Consider the following 13,524-nt stretch of genomic DNA (forward strand, 5'->3'; position numbering starts at 1 on the left):
TTATTCATATTTAGATACTATAAAATGTTTGTTTGATTCTTTAAGGATTTGCATTGCTTTTTTATCTAATACTGGATTAAAATTCCTGTAAAACTGACCCACTGCATTAAAATGTTTGGGAACTTCTATGCAAACAACCTCATCTATAAAAGGTGAATTATAAAGTCTATTAATAGCCGAAGATGACCCAACGGGAAACGCCACCACAATCTTTGAAGGTTCTTCTTCCTTTATTAATGATACCGTTGCCAGTATTGTACTTCCAGTCGCAACCCCATCATCAACAACAATAACAATTTTATCTTTAAGAATCTTAGGGGCAAAATTTTTATAATATTGATCCTGTCGTTGTCGTAATATTTTACGAATACGTCGTGTTTCTTCTTCTATATAACTATGTGTTGCTTCCGCCGAGTCTGCTACATATTTACCCTGAAGACTTACCGCCCCAATGGCAAACTCTTTATTAAGTGGATGACCAATTTTCTTTGTTAAAACAATATCTAAAGGAGCGTTAAGCGCTTCTGCAACTATTGCTCCTAAAGGAAGTCCTCCTCTTGGGATAGCCAAGACAACAACATTCTTGTTTTTGTAGCCAATTAATTTTTTAGCTAATTGTATTCCTGCATCTTTTCTATCCTTAAACATAATTTATAATCTTGAATCTCATTTAAAATGAGAAATAAATTCATGTTAAAGAAACGTATAGTTCTATTAAATTCAAATGATGTGGGTCATCAAACCCCTTTTTTGTTTTGTTTAATTATCAAATGGTTTCAACCAAATTAATTTCCTTTTCTGATGTATTCATATTTGCTATCCCTTTTATAATTGCATCCGAATTAAAGGAAATACTATCAATACCTGCCTTTATAAGAAAGGTCGAAAACTCTAGAAAGTCACTTGGTGCTTGTCCACACAAACCAATTTTAGTGTTCGTTTTTCTAGCCGATTTTATAGCTCTTTCAATCAACTGTTTTACGGCTTCATTGTTTTCATTAAATAAAGCTCCCATTAGTTCTGAATCTCGATCAACACCCAATGTGAGTTGGGTTAAGTCATTAGAACCAATTGAAAAACCATCAAATAATTCTGCAAATTTTTCAGCTAATAAAACATTACTAGGGATCTCCACCATTACATAGATTTCCAGCCCATTCTCTCCACGATTTAATCCATTTTTTTCCATAATAGCAATCACTTTTTCACCTTCTTCAAGGGTTCTACAAAAAGGCACCATTACTTTAATATTGGTAAATCCCATTTCTTCTCGTGCTCGTTTTATGGCTTTACATTCCAAAGCAAACCCTTCTTTATACAAAGGACTATAATATCTAGATGCTCCCCTAAAACCGAGCATTGGGTTTTCCTCTTTTGGTTCAAACTGAACGCCACCAATAAGATTTGCATATTCGTTGGTTTTAAAATCACTTAATCGCAAGATGACCTCCTTCGGATAGAAAGCAGCAGCAATGGTGGCGATACCTTGTGAAAGCTTGTCTATAAAATAATCCTCTTTATTTCTGTATGTCCTTGTAATTTTAGCAATCTCCTTTTTAGCCTTATTATCGTTTAAATTATTGAAATTTATCAAAGCCATTGGATGTACTTTTACTATATGCGTAATCATAAATTCCATACGCAATAGTCCAACCCCATTATTTGGATAGAAAGATAACTGAAATGCATTCTCCGGATCTGCAAGAATCATCTTTGCTTCAGTTACAGGCAATTTAATGGTAGAAAAATCGATTTCTTCAGCTTCAAATTTGCATTTTCCTTGATAGACGTATCCTATTCTTCCTTGTGCACAGGATATTGAAATTTCTGAGTGATCTTTTATAACTTGTGTTGCATTTCCGCACCCCACAATAGCGGGCACCCCAAGTTCTCTTGAGACAATTGCGGCGTGACTGGTTCTTCCTCCTTTATTTGTAATAATTCCTTTTACCTGTTTTAATAAAGGGTCCCAATCTGGTGTTATGGTATCTGTGACAATAATGGTATTAGAGTCTAATTTTTTGATATCTCTTGGCGATTTTAACAATCGAGCAATGCCAGTACCAATTTTAGTTCCTATCGCATTTCCTTGGCATAAGGTTTCTCCATTCTCTAATAATTTATATGCCGTATATATGCTTTTATTTCTTGTAGAATGCACCGTTTCAGGCCTGGCTTGTGTAATGAACAGTTCATTAGATATTCCATCCTTTGCCCATTCAATATCCATGGGTTTGTTATAATGTTCTTCTATGATTTTAGCCCATTTTGCCAATGTGATAATTTCCTTATCTGACAACACTTATTGCTGCTGTTTTAGCTCAAGCGTTGTTATATTTTTGATTCCCAAATCACCTGGAGCGTCTGAATAGATCATGGTTAATTTCTTATCCCCTAATTTCTTCTGAATAATTGGGTTTTTATTTTGATTCAACGTTGGTTTAAAAACGTAGAATTCGTCTGGATTAACAGTTCCTTGTACAATGTTTTCTCCCAGTCCCCAGACACCAGATAAAACAATTACATTGTCAAAACCAGACTCTGGTTCTATCGTAAAACCTACTCCCGAGCACCCTTTATCTGAACGAACCATTAACTGCACTCCAACAGAAATTGCAATATTTAAATGTAAAAAACCCTTGTCTTCTCTATACTTTATAGCCCGATTTGTAAATAAGGATGCAAAACACTTTTTAATAGCTTCTATTAGCTGTTTTTCTCCATTGACATTTAAAAACGTATCGTGCTGACCTGCAAAACTAGCATTAGGAAGGTCTTCTGCTGTTGCACTACTTCGCACAGCTGTTGCACATAATTTTCCGGCACAAAGCTCATTATACGCTTTCGTTATTTTTGACACAAAACTACTTGACAATTCTCCTGCCAAAATAATATCACGTGCCTGTTTACCGATAGTCTGTAAATTAGAATACTGTGCTCTATCAAGTTTGGTCAATACATCTTCTAATGGAGTTTGAATTTTGTTCTCTTGTAAAAACTCCCAAAAAGCTGCAGAGGTTGTAGCAAAACCATTAGGCACCAATACCCCTTTTGAAGTTAAATTATTATACATTTCACCTAAAGACGCATTCTTTCCACCTACTAGAGCTAGGTCATTTATGCCGATATCCTCATATTTTATAATATGTGCTGCCATACTGAATTGCTTTAAAGATTAACGAAGTGAATATAGCCGTTTTACATGCCAACACAAATGACCTTAGTCAGCTGACTTTCGATATATATTTGATTTTAAGCGGAGAAAGTAAAATTTCTTTTGAATTACAAAAAAAGTGACATAGCCAACCTTTAATCTTTCTAGAGTCTTCCATTTTTATCCAATTCAGAAAATTTTGGAAGCTGTTTTTTTGACAAAAACCCATTTATAACTCTGCTTTAGAAAAGTGTTGCAGGATGAAGTCTCATTCTTTAAGTAAACAAATATGTAAGCTGTAATTTTATTTAGATAGAAGATTACCCCCATTTTTGGGATTTGAGCGCAATGAAATCTTGTTTTTTTTTATCTCGATTAGCTATTCTAAATTTATACCTTAATGTTTTTATTCAGTGCTTTTAGATTTTGCTTAACAAAAATGAATCCTGATTTACAAAAAGCAAATCAGGACTCATCTAGCAATGTTCGTAATAAAATTAATTTTAACTTATTATAAAACTACTTCCAACTCATTCTCTACTTCATATACTCCAGGAGCGAAATAAGCAGTTTTTCTTGCTTCATTTTTTTCTGAAATTGAATGCACTTTACCGCGTAACTTTACAGTATGCCCTTCAACATCTACAGTAATATTTTTTGCATCAACATCTGCCATACGCTGAAAAGCTTTTTTAATTTTCTCTTTGATTTCAAATGGTTTTACGGCTTGTTTTATGGCGATTGTATTACTCACTCCGTGCACACCCAATAAATCTTGAACGGATCTCTTAGCTGCCGATTTTTGGTAATCCCATTTCACCTCTCCAGATAAGTACACCCAACCGTTTTCAACTTTCACTTTAATTTCATTTTCTGGCACAGAAGAATTCCATTTTAAAGCATCTGCCGTTGCTCTCGCAATTTCCCCATCTGTTTTTTTATAACTGTTTCCATATTTAACCGCTATATCTTCCGCTACTGCTCTTACGCCGGAGACACTTTTAACAGCCTTCTCTGCAGCAAGCTTTTTTGAGTAACTGTCTACCACACCACTTAAGGTCACAACTCCGTTTTTTACGATCACTCCAATTTGAGTTTCATCGATATTTGGTTGCCAAACTAGTTCATCTAGAACATCCTCTTTAATTTCTGAATCTGATTTCATCATTTTTATTTTTAAATATTAATATTAATAACTAAACAAAACTAGCGTACTTTATTATGTTTTAAAATGATACAGGTCAGTTTCATATTTTTTAATTACTGACCCAGGTCATTTTATTTTATCTAATCTATTTGCATCTTTATACATGTAATCCAGCTAAAAATTAGACTCATGACAAATCAGACTTTCTCATATACTAAAGGTCAACAACTTCGCAGCTCTATAAAACAAACACTTCCCAATCTACTTAAATTAAAGAGGGAAGAAAATAAAATAAAATTCAATAAATTACTGCTAGAATTAGTTCCCGATATGGAGAAATATATTGTCAAAAGAATGAGAACTGCAATACAACAAGAGCACTTTCCGAAGAACAAATACAAAGTAGATGATTTTATAGATCAGTTATTTATTGAAATCTATGATCAAATTGAACAATTCTCTAATGAATATGAGTTCTATGTATGGATTTATAAAAAAACCAACGAATTACTAGATGATGCTATTACTGAAGAAACATTTGATGATCTATTTCTAAAAAATATAGATGACTATTCAAAACAAGAATGGGATCAAATGCGAGAAAAATTTACAGCTGAATATGATGGCGATCTTATCATGAAAGAAGACCTAAACGATATATCTTATTATAAAGAGGCATATACACTTAAAGATATATTTATTGAAAATACTGAAGATTATCTTGAAGCAGAAATAGATGAAATCTTGCACGAAGAAGAGGTGGACAAGCACATTCAAATCGTACTTCATAATTTACCATTGCCCATGCAAAATGTTTTTGAGCTCTTTACAAAACAGCATCTTACTCTAGCAGAAATTGCAGAAATAAGAAATATAAGTATTGTAAAAGCGCAGCAACTTTTAAATGATGCTAGAAAATCACTAAAAATCAGCCTATTTAATAGATATACTTTCGATTCAGAAACTCTTTTTATAGATGAATCATAAAATACCTATGGCAATATCTATCCAAAAAATGCAGTTTTTGTGAATTGCTAGACTAGCGTTTTATACTTTGAAATTAAAGTACATTTAAAAGAGCATAGCGCTATAGGGAGCCAACGTTTTTTTTGATTAGGTAAAAATATTTTAAAGAAAAACACTATTGATCATCGATTGTTAAAGGAGTTAATTATTAAAACGCAAACTATGGAATTATTAATATATTCAAAGCAGTATGATGAGTCTGATGCGATTCATAATTTTATGGACTTCTATTACAGTCTGCATATGAAATACTTAGCTAGTGATTTATTAACCAAAGGATTATCTCCTAGCCAAATTACAGATGCTGTAGCAACAGCCATTAAAGTAGCGAATTCTTCAGGTGTTGAAGCGCACAAGCATTTTATGCCAGTTTATAGTGGCATTAAACAAGAAATAATTAAAGATTGTAAGCTCTCCAATTTGGGATACGGATTGGTATTGATGAATGCGAACCCAAACCTATCTATTGTAGGAGATTTTCAAGTAGATGTTTTAAAACAGTTTCTTCATTTAGATTCATAATTGAAAAAATCTATTATGGATATAGCACGAATAAGTGTTATATTTTTATGCAAGTGCACTACATTTAAAAATCATCAGCGCAATGCAATCCTCATTTTTATGCGTTTTACTCAAAAAAACTTATGCCTTTCGTTAGACTATTTAAAGAAATCACCAAAAAACAAAAGGTCTCTTCTAATATGAGAAATATTTAAACTTATTATTAATTTATTTTCTCATTATTGTCTAGCGATCTCAGTAGCTTATCGCTTCTTTTATTGTTAACTAATAATACGCTTTACGACCTTCCAAATTGCTGCTAGCATGATTGTAAGAGAAAACTCTAAATCGCTCTTAGTGTAAAAAAAACAGAGCTTTAGTCCCTCAATAAATTCATAAATATTGAAAATGGTTTCTATTACATATACTTAGACAAAAATCTAAAAAATTCTGTTTTAAGTTCTGCATATATATGTCTTTGACTGTCTAGGCGGTTTCTAAACTCAATGTGATTTTTAGCCAATGAACTATTCAATACTTCTATACCCGTTTTAGTTTGGCTGGCAATACTTATTTCATGTTTTTCAATAGCTTCCAGCAAATCTTCTATGACACCGCCGTGCAGGACAAACTCGTTTTGATAATGTTCTAATTGGGCCAGTACATACTTATCGGTCCAACGCGTTACAAGTTCGCTCAACCTGTTGTTGAAGGATTTTAATTCATCTTGCCAAAATGCAAGTTCTCTATTCCATTGTTGATGCTCAAAATGCATGTTACTATTGTATAAAACTTCCTTTTGTATTTCCATAACTTTTTAATTTTAGTTTATAATTTGTTGTTTTTATGAATGTTTCGCGAAAAAGCACAAAACATAAAAACCTTTCTTTGAAACCTCTAGATATCTGAATGCTTTATGTCTTAGCTAGTACTTTAATATTATTTATATCATCACGTTCTCCTAAAATAAGCTCTAAATCTTTCTTATGCGCTACCTCTTTCGTTAATAATAATTGCGCCAATTCTTCAAGTTGAACTCTATGCTTTGTCAGTAACTCTTTTGCTCTCTCATATTCTGAAGTTATCAGTTTTATAACCTCTTGATCGATACGTTTCCCTAAATATTCACTATATGGTTTTGCAAGAAATCGTTCATTTTGCCCCGTAGAATCATAAAAACTTAAAGGGCCAATCTCTTTATTTAGTCCGTAATATGCCACCATACTATAGGCCTGTTTTGTTACCTTTTCGAGATCGTCGATAGCTCCAGATGATATTTCATTAAAAATGACTTCTTCTGCAGCTCTACCCCCTAAAGCGGCACAGATTCGATCTGTAAATTGAGTTTTTGTTATAATTTGATTTTCTTCTGGAAGATACCAGGCAGCTCCTAAAGATTTTCCTCTTGGAATGATAGAAACTTTAACCAAAGATTCTACATTCTCTAGATACCAACTCACTACAGCATGCCCTGCTTCATGATGTGCCACAATTTGTTTTTCTTTTGGTGAGATTAGTTTGCCTTTACGTTCCAGACCTCCCACAATTCGGTCTCTAGCCTCAATAAAATCTTCTTGACTTACTTTCTTCTCCGCTTTTCGTGCTGCAATTAGCGCAGCTTCATTGCACATGTTAGCTATATCAGCTCCTGAAAAACCAGGGCTTAAAGAAGCTAAAAGAGAAATATCTACATCATTGCCTTTCACCACCGGCTTTGAGTGTACTTTAAAAATAGCCTCTCGTTCTTGTTTTGTTGGAAGTTCTAAATAAATATGCCGATCAAAACGACCTGGTCGCAACAGCGCTTTATCTAATATATCAGCTCTATTGGTTGCAGAGAGTACAATAACTCCTGTGTTTGTGCCAAAACCATCTAGTTCCGTAAGTAACTGATTCAATGTATTCTCTCGCTCATCGTTGCTACTAAAAGAATTTGCTTTTCCCCTTGCCCGTCCAATAGCATCTATTTCATCAATAAAAATAATGCTGGGTGCTTTCGCTTTGGCTTGTTTGAATAGATCACGCACTCTTGATGCTCCAATACCAACAAACATTTCAACAAATTCAGACCCCGATAATGAAAAGAAGGGCACTTGTGCTTCTCCTGCTACCGCCTTTGCTAATAATGTTTTACCTGTTCCAGGAGGCCCAACAAGCAGTACCCCTTTAGGAATTTTAGCTCCTAGCTTAGTGTATGTTTCGGGGTTCTTTAAAAAATCAACAATCTCCATGATTTCAATTTTGGCTTCTTCAAGACCAGCAACATCATCAAAGGTTACCTTGCTTCTTACATCTTTACTTGCTAGTTTTGCTGTAGATTTACCGAAATTCATAATCGTACCAGTACCAAATCTACCTTTACCCTGTCTTCTGAGTAGGAACATCCAGAATAGCACAATCAAAAAGACTGGAAACATCCAAGAAAATATATTGCTAAGATTCGTACGACTTATATATAATATTTCAATACGATTGCTTTTCAAAAAACCTTCCTGTGCTTTTTCCAGTTTATGCTCAAAGCTCTCTAAAGATCCAATCTGCATTGCATAATGAGGACCCGATGCAGTGGCCAACTTATTTTTGTTTGCGGCTTGATATTTGGCGTCTACAAGGCGATCTTCTTTTATGTAAATTTCAGCAAACTCTTTGTTTACAATAACAATTTTTTCAACATCCTGTGAAACCAACATTTTTGTTTCAAAAGTGAGCCAACTTATTTCTTGTGTTTTAAAAAGTGAATCAAATAAAAAAGGAGAAAAGATTAAAAAAAGAAAAAAAACATACAACCAGTAAGGATTTATCCTCATTGGACGTTTGGTATGCTTCGGTAATTTTCTTTTTTCTTGATTCATTAATTATTAACTGCCTTAAATTGTTCAAGAGCCTCCATTGCCTCGCATCCATATACGAGTGCTGGACCTCCTCCCATACAAATAGCGACTCCAATAGTTTCTAAAATTTCTTCTGATGTTGCACCATTCTCCAAAGCATCGTGCACATGAAAAGCAATACAACCTTCACAGTTTGCAGCGATGGAGATACCCAAGGCAATTAGTTCTTTTGCTTTGGCGGATATTACTCCGCTCGCCATGCTAGCCTTATGAAGTGCGCCAAAACCACTCATGGTTGTTGGTATTTTTCCTCCTAGTTTCTCCATGCGTGTTAAAATATCTTCATATTTTTTGATGTAGTTTTTCATAATACTTTATAGTTTGGTAAAAGAAAGCGTTTGTTATAACTCCAAAATTATTCTAAATACATGGTCTTTAAAATGACTTGGATCATTTCAACTCTATTATTATCACGGTTTCTTTGTAATCTAAATCACAAATTATGAGAAAGTATGTTTTTTTATCAATAATAATTTTGATAACGAGTGCGCCACTTTTAAAAAGCTGTGGTCCAATTATTATATCGCCATTACCGCAATCACCTCCACCAGTATGGTTTTATCCCGGTAGAATAGAAACTGTGCGTTATGTTTATTTTCCAAACTACGTTATCTATTATGATCTATCTGCAAGAAATTACCTGTACCTAGAGAATAATATTTGGAGACGAGTAACCGTGCTTCCTCCTAAATATCAAAGTATTAATTTAAAGAGGAGTAAATTTGTGCGAGTTAAAGGTTTTAGAGAAGATAAAATAAAAACATACCACAGAGAAAACTACCCTAGCAGTCCTAGAGCGAGCAGAACCCCTAAAACAATGGGAAGGAGAAATTAGTTTACTACTTGATTCGGTTACTCAATTTTATGGTGATATAAATGACCTTACTATTTGGTTTATAGGACAAACATGCTAGCTATATTTTAACGATGTCCGTGGGAGTTTCTACTAAGATCGTTGTATCTCCCCTTAAAGCAATGGGTTGTTTCATAATCCCTGGTTTATGCTGTATCATTTTTATCCAGTCTGTTGTCGAGAAATTATGATGTTCAAAATTTGATGTATAGGTCGGATGCTTTTGGTTTATAAGATCAGCAACTAACAGATTCAATCTCTCCGCAAGTTCTACTATTTGAGTTCCCGTAAGTTTTGTTTTTAAAATATCAATTTCTTGAATTGGCAATCCTTCTGCCTTAGCATATGCCAAAGTTTGTTTTGCTCTCGAAGACTTTGAGCTATAAAACAATGTTATTTGTCTATCCGATACAGCAATCTCCCCCATAATATTTAATTTATGCTGATTTACCTTCAGAATGATGCTTCAGTAATTCCTTTAGACTTTCTAAATATTCCTTCATGGCAATCTTATCAACATGCGGGTGATTAGTGGTTGCAAGGGTCATTGGATTTTCATCTAAAGAACGATAGAGTTCTGGATAATTCGTTTCAATGTCCGTTGTAATTTCTGAAATCTCTTTCAGGATGCTCTGTAAATTTTTCATCTTTATATTTTTTATGTTATTCATAGCGTAAGGCATCTATTGGATTCAGTTTTGCTGCCTTCCGCGCAGGGAAATAACCAAAAGTAACCCCTATAAGGGCAGAAAAACCAAAACCGATTGCTATTGAATAGAAAGCTGTAGGAATATAAAAACTAGTTACTTTATAAATAATTTGATTCCCAACAATTCCAAATACAATACCTAATAAACCACCCACCAAACTCAATACAATCGCTTCGATTAAAAATTGTGTCAAAATATCGCTTTCTCTTGCGCCTATTGCCAATCGCGTACCTATTTCCCGTGTTCGCTCGGTCACGGAGACCAACATTATATTCATAATACCAATACCTCCAACGATTAGTGAAATACTCGCAACAGCTCCCAATAGGATTGTCAAAATTCCGGTAATATTACCCGTAATTTCCTGAAGTTCAATTTGGGTGGTAATTTCAAAATCATCTTCATCCTCATCCTTAATCTTATGTGATTCTCGCAACAATTCTGTTGCTTCTATTTCTGCATTGGTAATATGATCTTCGCTCAGCGCACTGGCCAATATCATATTATAACCTCTTTGATGACCAAATAATCTGTTTTGAATCGTGGTATACGGAGCAACTATGATATCATCCATATCTTGACCCATCCCACCCGATCCTTCCTCTTTTAATAAACCCACCACGATAAAAGGCACTTTATTTATTCGAATCTGTCTCCCAACAGGATCTTGTCCTGGAAATAATTCTTCTCGTATTGTTTCGCCGATAATGCAATATTTTTTGGCTGTTCTTACGTCTTCTTCCGAAAAAAAACTTCCAAGTTCTATCTCTCTGCTTGTAATCATAAAATAATCATATGAAACTCCATAGACAGTTGTAGACATATATCCATTAGCTCCAATAGCTTGAGCTCCCAGAGCCATCAAAGGAGATAATTGTGGCATCCAAACAGAATTCTTTTGTAACATATCAAAGTCCTTCTTATCTATTCGTCTTCCCATTCTTACGTTGATACCCGCTTTATGCTCAGTCTTGGTTTGAATCATCAATAGATTTGTTCCTAAACCAGATATTTGGTTTTGAACTTGCAATGTTGCGCCCTCTCCTGCAGAAATTGTCATAATTACAGCACCAACACCAATAATAATACCGAGCATGGTCAACAAGCTACGAGTCCGATTCTTATTGATGGACTGAAAGGACACTTTAACTATTTTTAAAAACCTTCTCATTCTTATTCTTTTATACTGTTACAGGTTTTTCTAATTCCTTGATTGCAAATTCTTTGGTACTTCTGTTTTCTATCATTTTATCAGAAATTATTCGCCCATCTCTTAGGTAAATCATCCGTTTTGCAAACTGAGCAATCTCAGGTTCGTGGGTAATCATAACGATGGTCTTTCCTTTATTATTTAGCTGTACAAAAAGATCTGCAATATCAAAACTAGACTTACTATCTAAATTTCCTGTGGGTTCATCTGCAAGAATTAGAGCCGGATTATTCACTAAAGCTCTGGCAATAGCTACCCGTTGCTGTTGTCCTCCAGAAAGTTCATTGGTCTTGTGATGCATCCGATCTGACAAACCAACTTGTTCCAATGCTTTTTTAGCAAGTTCCTTAGAATTTGAAAATTGCCCTGTTCTATTATAGATTAAAGGCAGTTCTACATTTTCTAAAGCGGTGGTTCTAGACAGTAGATTATAACTTTGAAAAATGAAACCTATTTTTTGATTTCGAACATCTGCCAATTGATTTTTGTTTAATTCATTTACTCGCACACTATCTAAATCATATTCCCCTGAAGTAGGACTATCTAAACAACCAATAATATGTAATAATGTAGATTTCCCTGAGCCAGATGCCCCCATAATAGCAACAAATTCACCTTCATTTATAATCATATCTACATCGGTAAGTGCACGCACTTCAATCTCTCCGTTTTTAAAAATACGGCTCAATTTTTTAGTTTCAATGACTTTCTTTGAAGGCATTCCTTTTATTTTTTATATTTAATTCCATTGATTGCTTTACTTTTCTCCAATAAATCTGAACCATCAAGAAATCTTTTAATTTCTGATTGTAGTCCTGTTTTGATTCCTATTTCTATGAACTTAAAATCTAACTTTCCTTGCTCGTTTTTATAAAAGAATCCATCGATGTTCTTAGGTAAATTTCTCTTAAAATTAGCAGGCGTATAAAGCTCTTCATTATTAATGGTTTCATTAAATTTTACCTGCAACGAGTCCGGGAGTATTTCTGTGGCTTTTTGCTTCAAAATCGGTTTGATTTTCTGTAGCATGTCTTCATTGGGTCTAAATCGTAATGCCGAATTATTGACTAATAGTACATCTTTAGCAGCATTTGTTATAAACTCAAGATTCGCAGTCATTCCAGGCAACAACAAGCCCTTTTGATTATCAACATCAACTACTACTTGATAGTTCACCACATTATTTATCTTTATGGGCTGCAGTCTAATTTGGCTTACCAATCCGTGAAATTTTTTTTCGGGATATGTTTGTACCTCAAAACGAACGCGCATACTATCTTTAATATATCCAATATCACTTTCGTCCATATCTGCCAAAATTTGCATTTTTGAGAGGTCTTCTGCGATCACAAACATGGTAGGTGTTGAAAAGGATGCTGCTACTGTTTGGCCTTCTTCTACACTGCGCTCAATAACAGTACCCTTAATAGGAGAAGTAATATGACCATACCCCATACTTACTTTTATATTACTTATTCTTGCTACGGCAGCTTTTTTAGCACTTACCGTTTGTATATAAGCATATTTGGAGATATTATATTCTTTTGTTGAAATAACCCCTTTTTCATAGAGCTTTTTATTTCGATCAAATTCATCTTTGGCTTGATATACTTGTGCCTCACTCACGCCTAAATTAGCTTCTGCACTATTTAAATTTGTCTTTAATAATTTTAAATCCATTTCTGCAAGAATTTGACCTGCTGTAACTTGGTCATTATAATCCACATAAATTTTTTCGATAGTACCCGATAATTGTGTTCCTATCTCTACAGTATTTATAGCTTCTACAGTACCTGTACTAGACACATCTGCCTCAATATTTCCTTTTTGTAAAGAAGTGAAAGTATAGTCTAACTTTTTAGACTGCAATTTAGGTTTTACATAAAAATAGCCTATTACCGCAACTATAAGAATCAGAATTATGAACCCTCTATATTTTTTCATTTTATGCCAATTTATAGTAGTAAAATTATGTAATTGTATTGATTCTTCTTATGACATTGATCAGTTTTGGAATGAAAAAAATCGCAGT

At 34.0% G+C, this 13,524-nt stretch carries 13 protein-coding genes and 1 pseudogene; 3 read left to right on the forward strand and 11 right to left on the reverse strand.

Annotation, left to right across the window (positions count from 1 at the left end):
* The 3 genes and pseudogenes from ATE90_RS10895 to ATE90_RS10905 form a co-directional block, all read right to left on the reverse strand.
* On the reverse strand, positions 1-648 hold the full coding sequence (locus ATE90_RS10895) for a phosphoribosyltransferase (RefSeq protein ID WP_036784013.1): 648 nt from the start codon (positions 646-648) through the stop codon (positions 1-3).
* 118 nt (positions 649-766) lie between these two features.
* Positions 767-3,157: pseudogene (gene ppsA / locus ATE90_RS10900) on the reverse strand (phosphoenolpyruvate synthase).
* Between the two features lie 508 nt (positions 3,158-3,665).
* Complete coding sequence (locus ATE90_RS10905; RefSeq protein WP_036788063.1) at positions 3,666-4,319, reverse strand: BON domain-containing protein; 654 nt, start codon at positions 4,317-4,319, stop codon at positions 3,666-3,668.
* Between the two features lie 171 nt (positions 4,320-4,490).
* Here ATE90_RS10905 and ATE90_RS10910 point away from each other — a divergent pair, with 171 nt between their 5' ends.
* Positions 4,491-5,288, forward strand: a complete 798-nt coding sequence (locus ATE90_RS10910; RefSeq protein WP_052107497.1) for an RNA polymerase sigma factor — start codon at positions 4,491-4,493, stop codon at positions 5,286-5,288.
* Between the two features lie 201 nt (positions 5,289-5,489).
* Entirely contained in the window at positions 5,490-5,849 is a 360-nt protein-coding gene (locus ATE90_RS10915) for a hypothetical protein (protein WP_101451395.1), read from the forward strand.
* Positions 5,850-6,246: 397 nt separating this feature from the next.
* Here ATE90_RS10915 and ATE90_RS10920 read toward each other — a convergent pair whose 3' ends face one another.
* The 3 genes from ATE90_RS10920 to ATE90_RS10930 form a co-directional block, all read right to left on the reverse strand.
* Complete coding sequence (locus ATE90_RS10920) at positions 6,247-6,639, reverse strand: hypothetical protein (protein WP_235317686.1); 393 nt, start codon at positions 6,637-6,639, stop codon at positions 6,247-6,249.
* A gap of 103 nt (positions 6,640-6,742) precedes the next feature.
* Positions 6,743-8,635 carry an ATP-dependent zinc metalloprotease FtsH gene (gene ftsH / locus ATE90_RS10925; protein WP_235317687.1) on the reverse strand — a complete coding sequence of 631 codons (1,893 nt, stop codon included), beginning with the start codon at positions 8,633-8,635 and terminating at the stop codon, positions 6,743-6,745.
* A 44-nt stretch (positions 8,636-8,679) separates the two neighbouring features.
* Positions 8,680-9,027, reverse strand: coding sequence for a carboxymuconolactone decarboxylase family protein (locus ATE90_RS10930; protein ID WP_036784020.1), 348 nt, complete (start codon positions 9,025-9,027; stop codon positions 8,680-8,682).
* Between the two features lie 134 nt (positions 9,028-9,161).
* On the opposite strand from ATE90_RS10930, the gene ATE90_RS10935 reads away from it, so the two are divergent.
* Positions 9,162-9,554, forward strand: coding sequence for a hypothetical protein (locus tag ATE90_RS10935; protein ID WP_036784023.1), 393 nt, complete (start codon positions 9,162-9,164; stop codon positions 9,552-9,554).
* 79 nt (positions 9,555-9,633) lie between these two features.
* On the opposite strand, the gene ATE90_RS10940 is transcribed toward ATE90_RS10935, so the two are convergent.
* The 5 genes from ATE90_RS10940 to ATE90_RS10960 all read right to left on the reverse strand — a co-directional run bounded on the left by ATE90_RS10940 (position 9,634) and on the right by ATE90_RS10960 (position 13,436).
* The gene (locus ATE90_RS10940) at positions 9,634-9,999 is read right to left on the reverse strand and encodes an arsenate reductase family protein (RefSeq protein ID WP_036784026.1); all 366 of its coding nucleotides are present in this window, start codon (positions 9,997-9,999) and stop codon (positions 9,634-9,636) included.
* A gap of 10 nt (positions 10,000-10,009) precedes the next feature.
* Positions 10,010-10,219, reverse strand: coding sequence for a hypothetical protein (locus tag ATE90_RS10945; protein ID WP_036788066.1), 210 nt, complete (start codon positions 10,217-10,219; stop codon positions 10,010-10,012).
* Positions 10,220-10,235: 16 nt separating this feature from the next.
* Complete coding sequence (locus tag ATE90_RS10950) at positions 10,236-11,378, reverse strand: ABC transporter permease (protein ID WP_052107498.1); 1,143 nt, start codon at positions 11,376-11,378, stop codon at positions 10,236-10,238.
* A gap of 85 nt (positions 11,379-11,463) precedes the next feature.
* Positions 11,464-12,213 carry an ABC transporter ATP-binding protein gene (locus ATE90_RS10955; RefSeq protein WP_036784032.1) on the reverse strand — a complete coding sequence of 250 codons (750 nt, stop codon included), beginning with the start codon at positions 12,211-12,213 and terminating at the stop codon, positions 11,464-11,466.
* 5 nt (positions 12,214-12,218) lie between these two features.
* Entirely contained in the window at positions 12,219-13,436 is a 1,218-nt protein-coding gene (locus ATE90_RS10960; RefSeq protein ID WP_052107499.1) for an efflux RND transporter periplasmic adaptor subunit, read from the reverse strand.
* Positions 13,437-13,524: the final 88 nt, after the last annotated feature.

The sequence above is a fragment of the Polaribacter sp. Hel1_33_96 genome (assembly GCF_002846595.1).
Taxonomy (GTDB): domain Bacteria; phylum Bacteroidota; class Bacteroidia; order Flavobacteriales; family Flavobacteriaceae; genus Polaribacter.